We start from the raw sequence: 14,628 nt of genomic DNA, 5'->3' as shown, positions 1-14,628 counted from the left end.
ATGAGCGGACGCATCGAGCGCACCCGAACGAATGCACGACCTGTACAGCACGGCAAAGGGGAGCGGATCGCCGACTGGGCGGACGGGCGGCTCGGCATCAACACCCTTGCCAGGACCCAGATGCGCAAGATCTTCCCCGACCACTGGTCGTTCATGTTCGGGGAGATCTGCCTCTACAGCTTCATCATCCTGATCCTGACCGGCACCTACCTCACCCTGTTCTTCGACCCGAGCATGTCCGAGGTGGCCTACGACGGGACGTACGTACCGCTCAAGGGCGTCCTGGTCTCCCGGGCGTACGAATCCACCGTGGACATCAGCATGGAGGTCCGCGGCGGACTGCTCATCCGGCAGATCCACCACTGGGCCGCGCTCGTCTTCGTCGCCGGGATGCTCGTGCACATGATGCGGGTGTTCTTCACCGGCGCGTTCCGCAAGCCGCGCGAGCTCAACTGGCTCTTCGGCTGGACCCTGTTGTTCCTGGGCATCCTCACCGGTCTGACCGGCTACTCCCTCCCCGACGACATGCTGTCCGGCACCGGCATCCGCTTCGCGCAGGGCGCCATCCTCGCCACCCCCGTCATCGGGACGTACCTCTCCTTCTTCCTGTTCGGCGGGGAGTTCCCGGGCCAGGACATCATCCCGCGGCTCTACCCGATCCATGTGCTGCTGCTCCCGGGCATCATGCTGGGGCTCGTCACCGCCCACCTGATCCTGGTCTTCTACCACAAGCACACCCAGTTCTCCGGGCCCGGCAAGACCGAGAAGAACGTCGTCGGGGCGCCGCTCCTGCCCGTCTACATCGCCAAGGCGGGCGGCTTCTTCTTCCTCGTCTTCGGCGTGCTCGCGATCATGGGCGCGGTCGCCTCCATCAACCCGGTCTTCGCGATCGGTCCCTACCGGCCCGACGTGGTCTCCACCGGCGCCCAGCCCGACTGGTACCTGGGCTTCTCCGAGGGGCTGATCCGGGTGATGCCCAGCTGGGAGATCAACGCCTGGGGGCACACGCTCGAACTCGGCGTCTTCATCCCCTTCACCCTCTTCCCGCTGATCCTCCTCGCGATCGGCGTCTATCCGTTCATCGAGTCCTGGGTCAAGGGCGACAAGAGGGAACACCACATCGCGGACCGGCCGCGCAACGCACCCGTGCGCACCGGTCTCGGTGTCGCCTGGCTCGCGCTCTTCGGCGTGCTGATGGTCGGCGGCGGCAACGACCTGTGGGCCACCCATTTCCACCTCTCCATCAACGCGATCACCTGGTTCGTGCGGGCCGGCTTCTTCCTCGGGCCCGTCGTCGCCTTCTTCGTCACGCACCGGATCTGCCTCGGCCTGCAGCGCAGGGACCAGGAGAAGGTGCTGCACGGGCGCGAGACCGGCACCGTCAAACGGCTTCCGCACGGCGAGTACGTCGAGGTCCACGAACCGCTGCCGCAGTCCGAGCTCTACCGCCTCACCGCCCACGAACAGCCGCGGCCCTACGAGGTCGGGCCCCTGGTCGACGCCAACGGCGTGAGGCGCAAGGTCCCTCGCTCCGACCGGCTCCGCGCCCGCCTCGCCCGCGCCATGTACGGCCCCAAGGCGCAGGTCCCCAAGGCGACTGCGGAGGAGTATCTGGCGATCCAGCGAGGTGAGGGCGACCACCACTGACGGTGCGGCTCGGTTAGCCTCGCACCGTGATGGCATCCGAGAAGACTCCGAAGCTGCTGGCGATCAGCGACCTGCACGTGGCCTACGCGGAGAACAGGAAGTACGTCGAGACCATCAGGCCCGGCACGGACGAGGACTGGCTGATAGTCGCCGGGGACGTCGCCGAGCGCATGGCCGACATCGAGTGGGCGCTGCGCACGCTCGCCGGGCGCTTCGCCAAGGTGGTGTGGTCGCCGGGCAACCACGAGCTGTGGACGCCGAAGGACGATCCGGTCCAGCTGCGCGGCGAGGCGCGCTACCGCCACCTGGTCGAACTCTGCCGCGAGTCGGGCATCGCCACGCCCGAGGACCCCTACCCGGTGTGGCGCGGCGCGGGCGGCCCCGTCGTGGTCGCCCCGCTGTTCGTGCTCTACGACTACTCCTTCCGCCCCGCGGGGACGCACACGAAGGAGCAGGCGCTTGAGGTCGCCCACGAGGCGGGCGTCGTCTGCACCGACGAGTACTTCCTGCACCCCGACCCGTACGCGACCCGCGACGACTGGTCCCGCGCCCGCGTCAAGCAGACCGAGGAGCGGCTCGCCGAGCGGCCCGCGGGCATGCCGACCGTCCTGATCAACCACTGGCCGCTGCTGCGCGAACCCACCCGGGTCCTGCGCTACCCCGAATTCGCGCTCTGGTGCGGCACCGAGCGGACCGCCGACTGGCACGTGAAGTACGAAGCGGCGGCCGTCGTCTACGGCCACCTGCACATCCCGCGCACCACCGTGCACGACGGGGTGCCGCACATCGAGGCGTCCGTCGGCTATCCCCGCGAGTGGCGCAGGGACTTCCACCCCGACCCGCATCTGCGCCAGATCCTGCCCGTGCCCGAACCGGAGTGAGAAGGGGGCTCGTCAGGGCTGTGGCTGCGCGGGAAGTGGCCTGCGGGCGAGGAGTTCGGCCAGGCCCTGGCGGGTCGCGGCGATGACGACGCGGTCCCCGGGACGCAGTTCGTACGCCGGGTCGAGCTCCCACTCCAGAGACGACGTCCGGCCGGACACCTGACCGGATGCCTGGCCGGGCCCGTGGTCCGACGAGCGCTCCAGAGCGACCACGCGCCACGCCCCCGGCCGGAACACCTGAGCGATCCTGCGGCCCGTCAGCTGCGGCTGGAGCGAGACGTCGAGCGCCGCGAAGAGCAGCACCGAGCGCTCGACGGGCAGCGCCCCCAGGATCTGCCGGCCCATCATCGCCCCGGCGAACGCGGGCGCGGCCAGCGCGGACACACTGCGGCTGCGGGTGAGGGCGTTCGGGTGCGCGGCGCGCAGGGTGCGGTACACGGCGGTCGCGAATTCGTCGTCGTACAGGCGCAGCGCCACCCGCAGATCGGGCTTCACCGACCGTGCGTACAGGGCGGCTTCGAGGTTTATGGTGTCCGCGCTGGTCAGGGCGAGCAGCGCGTGCGCGCGGTGCACCTTGGCCGCCTCCAGGACGCCCTCCTCGGTCACGTCGCCGATCACGGTGGGCACCCGCAGACGCCGCGCCAGCGAGATGCCGCGCGCTTCGGGGTCCGCCTCCACGCACACGACGGGGATGTCCAGCTCGCGCAGCCGGGCGAGGACCCGGGTGCCGATCTTGCCGAGACCCAGCAGGACGACGTGGCCCGAGAGGCCGCGCGGCGGGCGGCGCAGCGAGGACGCGGTGCGGAAGGTGCCGAGCGCCTCGAGGACGGCGGCGAAGACGATCGGCAGGAGCAGCAGCCCGACCAGGCCGGAGAGGAGCTGCAGGATCTGCCGGCTCATCGGCCCATCGGTCGCCGGGTCGTTGATCGAGAAGAGGTCGAGGAGCGTCAGGTACGTGGCGTGCAGCGGGGTGTCGTCGGTGGTGACGATCGACGCGATGGCCATGCCGAGCACCGCCGCCGCGAATCCGGCCACCGACCAGCGCAACCGCCGCGAGAACAGCTGCCGCAGCGGTACGCCGCGCCCCGCGAGGAAGCCGGGCGGTGGCGTGGAGCCCGAGTACGAGACGGCCTCCAGGACGAGCGCACCCCGCCCGGGAGCGGCCGCCACGGCGGCGTCGTCCGGCAGCAGCCGGGGCCCCGCGCCGCTGTCCGCGCCCTCCGAACCCTCCGCCCCGGCAGGGTCGTTGGCGGTGGCGGAGAGCAGCGCCAGGGTCGCAAGGCCCTGCGGTGCCACCTCGCCGGGTGCCGGGGGAGTGCGCTCCACCGCGCGCAGCAGCAGTCCGTAGGCGTGTACGACCTTGCTGGTCCCGGCGACCGCGGTGGCCGCGAGGGCGGGCGCCGCGGTGTCCGCGTCGGACAGCACGGTGACGCTGGCGTCGGTGGTGGCCAGGCCGGCCACGGCGGCCGCCTGATCGAGCAGCTCCTCCAGGTGCTGGCCCAGCTTGCGGTTGTACAGCCGGATGACCAGGCGCAGCCGGGGGTTGAGCCGGCGTGCGGCGAGCGCGGTGCGGATGTTGGTCTCGTCGTCGTCGAGCACGAGCGCGAGCGCGGCGGCCTGCGGGATGCCCGCGCCTTCCAGGACCGCGTCGGTGAGCTCGGCGGCCTCCAGCGTCCTTGGCGGGTCCGGCGGATTGCCGCCCTCGCCGTTCCCGCCCCCGTTGCCGGTTCCGCGCGCGACGGCCGCCGTGATGCGCCCAAGCAGCGCCGTCGTCCTGGCCCGGCCCGTCAGCCGGTCGACCGCGCCGCGGCCCGCGGGCGGGACGACGAGGACGACCTGCTCACCGTAGACACCGCGGAGTTCGGCGGCGAGCCGGTGGGCCAGTGCGTTGTCGCTGCCGCACACGACCATGTGGCCGGGGGCGGGCAGTGGCGGGCGCTGCGGGGGGAGCGAAGATGCGTGCGACACAGGGAGAAGAGTGCCTCAAGTGGCCGGGTGGTTCCCGTAGCCGGGCGGCACGCACCACCAACCCTCAAGGCGCACCTGCGATCTCCGGCTCGGGGAGCTGCTCGAACGGCACGGGCAATTGGTGACTGATGTGTCAGTCAGTATCGCAATGAGCTTCTGATGCTTGAGCTGATGTGGCCTGGTGTTGTGGATATCGCAACGCATGGGTACGGTGGCCCACCATGCAGTCAGAGCAGCGGGACGACGTGTCCGAGCGCGTGCGGAAGGTCATCGCGGACGCCGGGGTGACCCAGCGGGAGTTCGCCCGCCGGATCGTGATGGACCCCTCGAAGCTGTCCCGCTCGCTGGGCGGCACCCGCCGGTTCACCGCGGCCGAGCTGGCCCGGATCGCCGCCATCGGGCACGTCGACGCGGGCTGGCTCCTCGGCACGGAGGCGCCCGCGTCCCCGGCCCGGCGGCAGCGTGCCGGGGGGTCGTCCCCCTCACCGGAGGGTGGCCGCCCGTTGCAGATCGTCCGTGAGACCGTCCGCCTCATCGCGGAGCGCGGCTTCCACGCCGTCCGCGTCCAGGACATCGCGGCGGCCTGCGACACCAGTACCGCCGCCATCCATTACCACTTCCCAGGCCGCGACGACCTCCTCGAAGCGGCCGTGCGCTGGTGCATGGACGAGGACACCGTGCGCCGGGCGGCCCGGATCGCGGACGCCGCCGACACCGCCGACGAACTGCGCCAGCTCATCGAGTTGCAGATCCCCCGCACCCCGCAGCAGCGCTGGCAGTGGAGCGTCTGGCTCGACCTGTGGGCGGAGGCCGCGCGCTCCACCGCCGTGGGCCGCCTGCATGCCGACTACTACCGGCAGTGGCGCGCCACCGTCGCCGACGTCATCCGCCGCGGTACCGCCGAAGGCGTCTTCCGTTCCACCGATCCCGAGGCTGCCGCGCTGCGGCTGACGGCGCTGATCGACGGGCTCGCCACGCAGGTGCTCGCCTCGGCGCCGGACGGTGGTGGTTCTGGTACCACTCCTGGTTCTGGTACCGGCCCAGGTTCTGGTACCGGCCCCGGTTCTGGTACCGGTGCCGACGCCATGCATGAGGCGCTCATCGCTTACGTCGACGCGACGCTGACCGCGCACTGACTCCCAGGCCGCCTGCACTTCTACCCCACCCCCGAGGGAGAGTTCCGCATGCCCGTGAACGACAACGTCATCATCACCTGCGCCCTGACCGGTGCGGGCGACACCGTCCGCAAGAGCCCGCACGTGCCCGTGACGCCCGAGCAGATAGCCGCCTCGGCCGTCGAGGCAGCCGAGGCGGGCGCCGCCGTCGTGCACATCCACGTCCGCGACCCCGAGAGCGGCGACCCGTCCCGCGACCCGCGCCTCTACCGCGAGGTCGTCGAGCGCATCAAGGAGACCGGCACCGACGTCGTCATCAACCTGACGGCGGGCATGGGCGGCGACCTCGTCATCGACCCGGACGAGCCGCTCAAGCACCTGCCGGGCACGGACCTCGTCAGCGGGCTCGACCGGCTCCCGCACGTCGAGGAGCTGCTCCCCGACATCTGCACCCTCGACTGCGGATCGCTCAACTTCGGCGACGGCAGCAACCTGTACGTCTCCACGCCCGACATGCTCCGGCAGGGTGCCAAGCGGATCCAGGAGCTGGGCGTCCGCCCCGAGCTGGAGATCTTCGACACGGGTCAGCTCTGGTTCGCCAAGCAGCTACTCGCCGAGGGGCTGCTCGACGAGCCGACCGTCTTCCAGCTCTGCATGGGCGTTCCGTGGGGTGCCCCCGCCGACCCGGGGGTCCTGCAGTCCATGGTCAACATGCTTCCCGAGGGCGCGCAGTGGGCCAGCTTCGCGCTCGGTCGCATGCAGATGCCGTGGGTGGCCCAGTCCATCCTGCTCGGCGGACAGGTCCGCGTCGGGCTTGAGGACAATCTGTACCTGGGCAAGGGCAACAAGGCGACGAACGCGCAGCTGGTCGAGCGGGCGGTCCGGATCACCGAGAGCCTTGGCTCGCGGGTGGCTTCGCCGGACGAGGCCCGGCAGAAGCTTGGCCTTCGGCCTCGGGGATAGCGGGGTGTCGGGGCGCCGTCCTGCCGTCTCGCCGGTCCGCCGGCTTGCGGGGGTGTGTGCGCTGCGGGCCCATTGTGGCTGGTCGCGCAGTACCCCGCGCCCCTGAAGAGCGCCCCTCCGAAGCGCCCGCCCACCGACACACCCTCCCCCACGAAAGGATCCCCACCCTCATGACAACGACCACGAGCACGAGCACGACAACGGCCGCCCCCGAAGAAGTGCGCCGTGTCGCCTGTGTCGGTGCCGGTGTCATCGGTGGCGGCTGGGTCGCCCACTTCCTGGCTCGCGGCTATGACGTCACCGCATGGGACCCCGCCCCCGACGCCGGAACGCGGCTGCGCCGGCTCGTCGGGGCCGCCTGGCCCGCTCTCACCCAGCTCGGCCTCGCCGAAGGCGCCTCGCAGGAGCGGCTCACCGTGACCGCGACCCTCGAAGAGGCCGTCCGCGACGCGCAATTCGTGCAGGAGAGCGCCCCCGAGAAGCTGGAGCTCAAGCGCGACCTGCTCGCCCAACTGGACGCCACCGCGCCCGCCGGCGTCGTCATCGCCTCCTCCACCTCCGGCTACCCGATGACCGACATGCAGACCGAGGCCGCCACCCCGGGCCGCCTGGTCGTCGGGCATCCCTTCAACCCGCCGTACCTCATCCCCCTCGTCGAGGTCGTCGGCGGCGAGCTGACCGACGCCGAGGCCGTCGCCTGGGCGTCCCGCTTCTACGAGGTCGCGGGCAAGTCCGTGATCACGATGAAGAGCGAGGTGCCCGGCTTCATAGCCAACCGCCTCCAGGAAGCCCTGTGGCGCGAGGCCCTGCACATGGTCGCCAACGGCGAGGCCACCGTGCGGGAGATCGACGACTCCATCACCGAGGGCCCCGGCCTGCGCTGGGCGTTCATGGGACCCATGCTCACCTTCGCGCTGGCCGGCGGGGAGGGCGGCATGGCCCACATGCTCGACCACTTCGGCCCGTCCCTGAAGTCGCCGTGGACGCGCCTCGAAGCACCCGAACTCGACAAGAAGCTGTACGACGCCGTGGTCGCCGGATGCGACGAGGAGGCGGACGGCCGCACCATCGCGGACCTCGTCGCCGAGCGCGACCAGGGCGTCATCGACGTCCTGCGCGCCACGGGCCGCCTGAACGGAGGCAAGAAGTGAGCGAGCCCCTGCCCCTGCTGCACCGCACCGTGCGGCCCGAGTGGATCGACTACAACGGCCATATGAGCGAGGCGTTCTACGTCCTCGTCTTCGGCTACGCCACCGACGCCATGATGATCGGGACCGGCCTGCACGCGGGCTACCGCGAGTCCACCGGCTGCTCCCTCTACACCGTCGAGGCGCACGTGCGGTACCTGAACGACGTCTCCGAGGGCGCCCACCTCGCCGTCCGCACCCGCATGCTGGGCGCGGACGCCAAGAAGGCGCGCTTCACGCACGAGATGTACGTGGTCGGGGCCGAGGGCGACGCACCCGCCCCGGACGCCGCCCCCGTGGCGACCACCGAACTGCTCGCGCTCCACGTCGACCAGAACGCGGGCCGCACGACGCCGTTCCCGGACGGGATCCGCGAGCGTCTCGATGCCCTTGCGGAACCGGCACCCGATTGGGCGGGCCGCTCGATCGGCCTGCTTACGGCGGCCCCGGCCGACAGCGGCTGACCGGACCGCTCACAGCGGGATCTGGTAGCGGTTGAGCAGATAGCGGCAGGTGTCGGCGATCTGCTCGTCGGTCAGTGCCGCATCGCAGAGGACTGCGGTGGCCACCAGGCCCTGGAACGCATGGCCGTGGTCCGGGCGGTAGCCGAAGACCGGCCCGGACCAGCCCACCGTGCGGACCCGGTCGTCCCTGCGCAGCTCGTAGGGGTATCCGTTGGTGTACGTCTGGAGCCTGCGGGCCGCGCCCGCCGCGCAGCGGACGGCGTACACCGCCCACTGGTTGTCCGACTCGGCGGTGCGTGAGATCAGCAGGTGGTCCAGCTGCCACCCCTGTCCGTTGCTGCGCAGCGAGCCCGAGCGGCCGGGAGCGGAGTCGAAGGTGGGCAGGCGCTTGGCCACGAAGAACCAGGTCGCGGCGCCACTGGAGCCCTGGAGGGCAGGGAAGGCGTAGTGGCCGCCGGTGAAGCGCAGGGCCGCGAGGCCGTTCACGGCGTCGGTCTGGAACACGGCGGGGCTGCCCACCGGGGCGCCGTGGTGGTGCGCGGGGCTCAGGTCGGTGAGCTCGGTGACGGCGCTGCCGTCGCGCAGCGGGAGGCCTTTGCTGTCGCGCAGGGCGTCGGCGCGGTAGTAGCCGATCAGACCGGGCAGGCTCGGCAGCGGGTCGTACGGCGAGGGCGCGAGCGGCGGCACCGACACCGGGGGCGGCACCGCGCCGATGCCGATCCTGGCGGAGGCGCCGGGGGTGGCCGTGTTGACGGCCAGGGCCATGCCGGTCGGCGGAAGGCCTTCGTACAGGCCCTGCCAGAGGGGGCCGTCCACCGCGATCAGGGCCGGCATCCGCAGATCGGCGTGGTGGTTGAACGACCGCTCGACCTTGCACCAGCCGACGCCCTTGCGCGTGTCCCCGAGCGCTCCGCGCTCGTTGCCGACGAGCCGGATCGCGACCGTGCGTTCGCCTCCGGCGCTTCCGACGCAGTCGCGTACGACCAGCTGCGTCGGGCCGCCGAGGTCGTCCGCGAGGCTCACCCAGATGTAGCTGTCGCGCGGCAGGTCCCCGTCGAAGTCCTCGAAATCGATCATCCAGTTGTCGAGCACCGCTTCGCTCTGGAACAGCTTCACCGCCGATTCGCACACGGCGGAGTCGGTGCAGGGGACATCGCGGTAGGCCACCCGGGACCTCAGCGCCTTGAGCGCGGAGCGGCCGTAGTAGGCGAGGGTCAGATCGGTGGCCGTGGTGTACTGCCCGAAGCTGTAGATCGCGCAGTCGGTCTGGTGCTCGAAGGTGCAGGAGCGCAGCGACACCGGGTAGCTCACCCCGAAGTGGTGCGAGCTCAGGCCCTGGGCGCCGAACTCCACGACCACGTCGTCCATGGCGAAGTTGTAGACGAGCCCGAGGCCGATGGCCTGCCCGTAGTGGGTCGCCTTGGGCGCGAAGGAGAAGCCCCGGACGTCGAGCTTCTCGCAGCCGTTGCCCTCGACGTACTCGCGCAGGTCGTGCGGTACGAAGAAGCCACGTCCGAACACCCCCACGTCGCCCTCCCACAGCACCTGGAGATCGGGCACGCCCGAGGCGCTCTTGTGCACCGGGTCCCTCATCGTCAGGGCGCCGAAGACCCGGCTCTCGACCGTGAGGCAGCGCAGGTCGTCGACCTTGCCGCGCGCGTCCTGCTGCTCCTGCCCCTCCTCCAGGACCTTGTAGCGCAGGACGTCGGAGAAGCGCAGCGCGCCGAAGGTGAGGTCGACGGGGTCGTCCTCGTTGCCGGGCAGGCCCGCCCGGCCCGACGAGTTCTGCCCGATCGCGGCCAGCCGGAACGGGGCGTACCAGTTGGGGGTGAACGCCAATTCCCGGCCGGGCTCCCGCGGGGCCCAGCCGTCGTTGATCAACGAGAGGTCGGGCTGGACCTGGACGCGCTGGGTGGCCTGGCGCCTGTTGGTCCACGCCGTCACCGTGCGGGCGTCCAGGTCGAGTTGGAAGGAGCAGCGCAGCACGGGCTGCGCCGGGTCGAAGGGGATGCGGATCTCGCGGTGCAGGCCGTCGGCGGTGCGGAAGACGAAGACGACCGCCGGTGGGTTCTCGTGCGCGTTGACGTACGCGTAGAACGGGGACGGCTGGTTGAAGGCGTCCTTCATGCCGAACAGCGGCTGCACCGACCAGGGCATGACGTCGTTGCGGATGACGAAGTCGACGGTGAGCTGACGCACCGCCGACCAGTAGGCGCCGTCCGTCGGGCCGAACTGGAAGGGCGAGCAGGGCAGGGTCACCGTGGCCTCGCTCGTCGGCCCGCCGGCGACCGGGGAGGGGACGCGGGTGCGGCATCCCCACCGCTGGTCGGTCACCGAGGTGTCGAGCATGCCGCGCAGATCCGCCCAGTGGCCGTCGCTGAGCGGCTGCCCATGGGTGACGCGGCGCAGCCCGAAGGTCAGCGGGGGCGTGGCCCCGATGGCCCGCAGCGCGCTGGTGCGCCTGCCCTCGCCGACGATGCGGACCCGGTTGCGGTCCACAAGCACCGAGCGCAGGAATTCATAGGGCTGGGGGTCGGCGGGGACGAACACGACCCCGCCGGTGTCCTTGTCCAGGGCGTCCACGGCGTTCTGGAACGCGTCCGAACAGGTCGAGCGGCCCTCGGGGCCGGGGATGGCGTGGAAATCACGGACATTGACGAATACGGGGGCCAAAGGCGCCATGATCCGAGCATATCGGCATGCGGTGCGAGGGCGGAAGGTCTCAATTCAGGGGCTGGTGCGCCGTCTCGGGAAGCCGCAGGTAGACGGCGGACGAGACGACGCAGAGCACGGCCACGTACACGGGAAAGAGCCCGGGGGACCCGATCTCCTTGAAGAGCGTTCCCATGTACGGGGCCGTGCCGCCGAACAGGGCCACGGTGAGCGAGTACGGGAAGCCGATCCCGGCCGCCCGGACCCTCGCGGGGAACACCTCCGCGTTCACGGCGGCCGAGATCGACGTGAAGCCGGTCAGGAGCACCATGCCCGCGCACTGCACGAGCAGCAGCGAAGTGAACGATCCCGTGAGGGACTTGAGCAGCGGCACGCTCAGGGCGGCGAACCCGATGCCGAAGAAGAGCAGCGGCGGCCTGCGTCCGAAGCGGTCCGAGAGCAGGCCGCCGACCGGCTGGAGCAGGGCGAAGAAGGCGAGCGCGACCGTGCCCGCGAGGAGCGCCTGCCCCTTGCTGATATCGGTGTTCAGCTCGGCGTACGTCGGCAGGTACGACGTCCAGGTGTAGTAGGCGAGCGTGCCGCCCGCCGTGATGCCGCAGATCAGCAGGGACTGGCGCGGATGGTGGCGCAGCGCGTCGAAGAGGCCGGGCCGGTCGCCCGGTTCGGCGGGCGCCCGGTGCGTCTCGTGCGCGCCCTGCCTGATCCAGAAGCCGACGAGGCTCAGCGCCGCGCCGGCCAGGAAGGGCAGCCGCCAGCCCCAGCCGTCCATCTGCCCGTCGGAGAGCGTGGCGACGAGGAGGGCCGCGACGCCGGACGCCGCGAGCTGGCCCGCGCTGGTGGAGACGTACTGGAAACTGGAGAACAGGCCTCGCCGTCCGGGTCCTGCCGACTCGACGAGGAACGTCGTCGACGCGGCGAACTCGCCGCCCACCGACAGGCCCTGGAGCAGCCGGGCGCATACCAGGAAGACCGGGGCGAGCACGCCCGCGGCCGCGTACGTCGGCGTCAGGCCGACCAGCAGGCTGCTGCCGCCCATGAGCAGGATCGTGACCGTCAGCGCGGCGCGCCTGCCGCGCCGGTCGGCGACCGCGCCCATGAGCAGACCGCCGACGGGCCGCATGAAGAAGCCCACCGCGAAGACGGCGAAGGTGGCGAGCAGCGGGACGAGGGAGTTGCCGGACCCCTTGGGGAAGACCTGGTCGGCGATGTAGGTGGCGAGGAAGGTGTACGCGTACCAGTCGTACCACTCCACGGCGTTGCCGACCGACGCGGCGAGCAACTGCCGTATCGGGCGCCGCTCGGGGGCGGGGAGGGTGGCGATCACCTGCTGGTCGTGCTGTGTCATGATCACGACTTTCCCCCACGTCGCGGCGCCCCACACGTACTGTCCGTCAGGCGGACAGGGCGGGCCGGGACAGGTGTGCGTCAGCCGGTCGTCGGCCTGTACGCGTGCACCGCCGTCGTCACCAGACACGGCGCGGGCGGCACCACCTCGACGCGCAGGGTGCGACGCGCGGTGTCGTAGTCGATGCCCTCCGTCTCGAACGTGCCCGAGCAGACACTGCGCCGCGGCGCGGCGAAGAGGCTCGTGACGTGTCCGGTCACCGGCTTTCCGGCCAGCGGGCCCGGCAGGTCGACCTGGAGGACGGGGCGGTCCTCGGGCCACAGCTTTCTGGACGCGTCGTTGGAGGCGCAGAGCAGGCGGGTGTCGGAGACGAAGTCGCAGCCCTGGATGTCACGGACCGGCTTGTCGAGCGAGATCTGCCCGGCCTGCGGGAGCGCGCCGCCGGTCGGCGGGGTCGAGGGGTTGAGGAGCGGCGTGGGGAAGACCTGGAGGCGGTTCTGGTCGCCCCACTCGCCGGACACCAGCCACTGCTTGTCCGGCGAGACGGCCGCGAAGGAGTTGTTGAGCTTCTCGCCCGCGTCGAGCTGGTGCTCGTAGAGGTAGCGCTGCCCGGCCGGCGTCGTGACGGCATACATCTTCGACCGGGCCGTGTCGCCGCCCTGGTACGCGTCGAAGGTGTGGCCGTCCGCGACGTCCGGGTCGCCTATGTGCCCCCAGCCCTTGATCCGCAGGTCGAGGGGGATCGAGCCGAGCCCGCGGTGCAGCAGGCTGCCGTCCGCGCGGCTCGCCAGCCCCTGGCTGCCGGTGAGGGAGTTGACGTACGAGGTGCCGGTCTCCTGCCAGCCGCCGGGTCCCGCGGGCGCGGCCGAGGCGCCGCCGCCCGTCGTCACCGCCAGCGTGACGGCGCCGAACAGGGCGGTTGATGCCTTCCAAACGGTCATCGGGGCGCTACCTCCGTGGGGGGTCCGAACGCTGCCGCGCCATCGTACGTAACGTGAGCACCGGTGATAACGGTCCGACAGAAGGCGGTTGAAGAAGTGAAGCTGGTAATTCTCGGCGGGGGCGGATTCCGTGTGCCGCTCGTGTACCGGGCCCTCCTCGGCGACCGCGCGGAGGGCCGCGTCACCGACGTCGTCCTGCACGACCTGGACGCGGCCCGCCTCGACGCCGTCGCCCGCGTCCTGGCCGAGCAGGCCGACGGGATCGCGGACGCGCCCTCCGTCACCGCCACCACCGACCTCGACGATGCGCTGCGCGGCGCCGACTTCGTCTTCTCCGCCATCCGCGTCGGCGGCCTCGAGGGGCGGGCCGCCGACGAGCGCGTGGCTCTCGCCGAGGGCGTCCTCGGGCAGGAGACGGTCGGCGCGGGCGGCATCGCGTACGGGCTGCGCACCGTGCCCGTCGCCGTCGACATCGCGCGCCGCGTCGCCCGGCTCGCCCCCGACGCCTGGGTCATCAACTTCACCAACCCCGCGGGCCTGGTCACCGAGGCCATGTCCCACCACCTCGGCGACCGCGTCATCGGCATCTGCGACTCGCCCGTGGGCCTCGGCCGCCGGGTCGCGCAGGTGCTCGGCGGCGACCCCGACGAAGCCTTCATCGACTACGTGGGCCTCAACCACCTCGGCTGGCTGCGCGGGCTGCACATCGGGGGCCGCGACGAGCTGCCGCGCCTGCTCGCCGACCCCTCGCTCCTCGTCTCCTTCGAGCAGGGCAGGCTCTTTGGCGCCGACTGGCTCCAGTCGCTCGGCGCGATCCCCAACGAATACCTGCACTACTACTACTTCAACCGCGAGACCGTCCGCGCCTATCAGCGGGCCGAGCGGACCCGCGGCGCCTTCCTCCACCACCAGCAGAGCCGCTTCTACGCCGACATGCGGCGCTCCGGCACCCCCGCCCTCAAGACCTGGCACGCCACCCTCGCCGAGCGCGAGGCGGCGTACATGGCGGAGAACAGGGAAGCGGCGGGCGTGGGGGAGCGGGCCGAGGAGGACCTGGAGTCCGGCGGGTACGAGAAGGTCGCCCTCGCCCTGATGCGGGCCATCGCGCGGGACGAGCGGGCGACGCTGATCCTCAACGTCCGCAACGGCACGACCCTCGCCGCCCTCGACGCGGACGCCGTGATCGAGGTGCCCTGCTCCGTCGACGCCAACGGCCCCCACCCCATGTCGGTGGCCCCGCTGCCCGGCCACGCCACCGGCCTGGTGTGCGCGGTCAAGGCGGTCGAACGGGAGGTGCTCGAAGCCGCCGGGAGCGGGTCGGCCGCCACGGCGGTCAAGGCGTTCGCGCTGCACCCGCTGGTGGACTCGGTGACGGTCGCGCGGCGTCTGGTGGAGGGCTACCGGGGCGTGCACCCCGGACTCGCGTACCTGAGATGATCACGAC

The 14,628-nt window shown here is 71.5% G+C and carries 11 protein-coding genes; 7 read left to right on the top strand and 4 right to left on the bottom strand.

The features are described 5' to 3' along the window. Both ACFVYR_RS02280 and ACFVYR_RS02275 read left to right on the top strand, forming a co-directional pair. Entirely contained in the window at positions 1-1,647 is a 1,647-nt protein-coding gene (locus tag ACFVYR_RS02280) for a cytochrome bc complex cytochrome b subunit (RefSeq protein ID WP_384247704.1), read from the top strand. Between the two features lie 29 nt (positions 1,648-1,676). Continuing rightward, entirely contained in the window at positions 1,677-2,528 is an 852-nt protein-coding gene (locus tag ACFVYR_RS02275; RefSeq protein WP_384248011.1) for a metallophosphoesterase family protein, read from the top strand. 12 nt (positions 2,529-2,540) lie between these two features. On the opposite strand, the gene ACFVYR_RS02270 is transcribed toward ACFVYR_RS02275, so the two are convergent. After that, a complete protein-coding gene (locus ACFVYR_RS02270; RefSeq protein WP_384248009.1) occupies positions 2,541-4,439 on the bottom strand; it encodes an NAD-binding protein in 1,899 nt (632 codons plus the stop codon). A gap of 278 nt (positions 4,440-4,717) precedes the next feature. On the opposite strand from ACFVYR_RS02270, the gene ACFVYR_RS02265 reads away from it, so the two are divergent. From ACFVYR_RS02265 to ACFVYR_RS02250, 4 genes are all read left to right on the top strand, one after another. Then, positions 4,718-5,632, top strand: a complete 915-nt coding sequence (locus ACFVYR_RS02265) for a TetR family transcriptional regulator C-terminal domain-containing protein (protein ID WP_384247702.1) — start codon at positions 4,718-4,720, stop codon at positions 5,630-5,632. Between the two features lie 48 nt (positions 5,633-5,680). After that, positions 5,681-6,574 (top strand): 3-keto-5-aminohexanoate cleavage protein, encoded by an 894-nt coding sequence (locus ACFVYR_RS02260; RefSeq protein WP_384247701.1) that lies wholly within the window; start codon positions 5,681-5,683, stop codon positions 6,572-6,574. Between the two features lie 170 nt (positions 6,575-6,744). Continuing rightward, complete coding sequence (locus ACFVYR_RS02255; protein ID WP_384247699.1) at positions 6,745-7,725, top strand: 3-hydroxyacyl-CoA dehydrogenase NAD-binding domain-containing protein; 981 nt, start codon at positions 6,745-6,747, stop codon at positions 7,723-7,725. Then, the gene (locus ACFVYR_RS02250) at positions 7,722-8,225 is read left to right on the top strand and encodes a thioesterase family protein (RefSeq protein WP_384247697.1); all 504 of its coding nucleotides are present in this window, start codon (positions 7,722-7,724) and stop codon (positions 8,223-8,225) included. The genes ACFVYR_RS02255 and ACFVYR_RS02250 overlap by 4 nt, the downstream gene beginning before the upstream one ends. Positions 8,226-8,234: 9 nt before the next feature. Here the strand turns inward: ACFVYR_RS02250 and ACFVYR_RS02245 are convergent, their stop codons facing one another. The 3 genes from ACFVYR_RS02245 to ACFVYR_RS02235 form a co-directional block, all read right to left on the bottom strand. Further along, positions 8,235-10,907, bottom strand: a complete 2,673-nt coding sequence (locus ACFVYR_RS02245) for a hypothetical protein (RefSeq protein ID WP_384247696.1) — start codon at positions 10,905-10,907, stop codon at positions 8,235-8,237. Positions 10,908-10,947: 40 nt separating this feature from the next. Then, on the bottom strand, positions 10,948-12,243 hold the full coding sequence (locus ACFVYR_RS02240) for an MFS transporter (RefSeq protein ID WP_384247694.1): 1,296 nt from the start codon (positions 12,241-12,243) through the stop codon (positions 10,948-10,950). An 80-nt stretch (positions 12,244-12,323) separates the two neighbouring features. Continuing rightward, positions 12,324-13,184, bottom strand: a complete 861-nt coding sequence (locus ACFVYR_RS02235) for a hypothetical protein (RefSeq protein WP_384247693.1) — start codon at positions 13,182-13,184, stop codon at positions 12,324-12,326. A gap of 96 nt (positions 13,185-13,280) precedes the next feature. Here ACFVYR_RS02235 and ACFVYR_RS02230 point away from each other — a divergent pair, with 96 nt between their 5' ends. Beyond that, positions 13,281-14,621 (top strand): 6-phospho-beta-glucosidase, encoded by a 1,341-nt coding sequence (locus ACFVYR_RS02230; RefSeq protein ID WP_384247692.1) that lies wholly within the window; start codon positions 13,281-13,283, stop codon positions 14,619-14,621. Positions 14,622-14,628 lie beyond the last annotated feature (7 nt).

Origin of the sequence: Streptomyces sp. NPDC058284 (assembly GCF_042881135.1) — a bacterium.
Classification (GTDB): Bacteria; Actinomycetota; Actinomycetes; order Streptomycetales; family Streptomycetaceae; genus Streptomyces.
The sequence above is the reverse complement of the archived record's forward strand: the minus strand, read 5'-3'. Positions and strand labels throughout refer to the sequence as shown.

Excerpts from the sequence above, each read along its gene's own strand:
- ACFVYR_RS02240 (WP_384247694.1), bottom strand. The coding sequence starts at position 12,243 with ATGACACAGCACGACCAGCAGGTGATCGCCACCCTCCCCGCCCCCGAG.
- ACFVYR_RS02280 (WP_384247704.1), top strand. The coding sequence starts at position 1 with ATGAGCGGACGCATCGAGCGCACCCGAACGAATGCACGACCTGTACAG.
- ACFVYR_RS02255 (WP_384247699.1), top strand. The coding sequence starts at position 6,745 with ATGACAACGACCACGAGCACGAGCACGACAACGGCCGCCCCCGAAGAA.
- ACFVYR_RS02270 (WP_384248009.1), bottom strand. The coding sequence starts at position 4,439 with ATGGTCGTGTGCGGCAGCGACAACGCACTGGCCCACCGGCTCGCCGCC.
- ACFVYR_RS02265 (WP_384247702.1), top strand. The coding sequence starts at position 4,718 with ATGCAGTCAGAGCAGCGGGACGACGTGTCCGAGCGCGTGCGGAAGGTC.
- ACFVYR_RS02260 (WP_384247701.1), top strand. The coding sequence starts at position 5,681 with ATGCCCGTGAACGACAACGTCATCATCACCTGCGCCCTGACCGGTGCG.
- ACFVYR_RS02235 (WP_384247693.1), bottom strand. The coding sequence starts at position 13,184 with ATGACCGTTTGGAAGGCATCAACCGCCCTGTTCGGCGCCGTCACGCTG.
- ACFVYR_RS02275 (WP_384248011.1), top strand. The coding sequence starts at position 1,677 with ATGGCATCCGAGAAGACTCCGAAGCTGCTGGCGATCAGCGACCTGCAC.
- ACFVYR_RS02245 (WP_384247696.1), bottom strand. The coding sequence starts at position 10,907 with ATGGCGCCTTTGGCCCCCGTATTCGTCAATGTCCGTGATTTCCACGCC.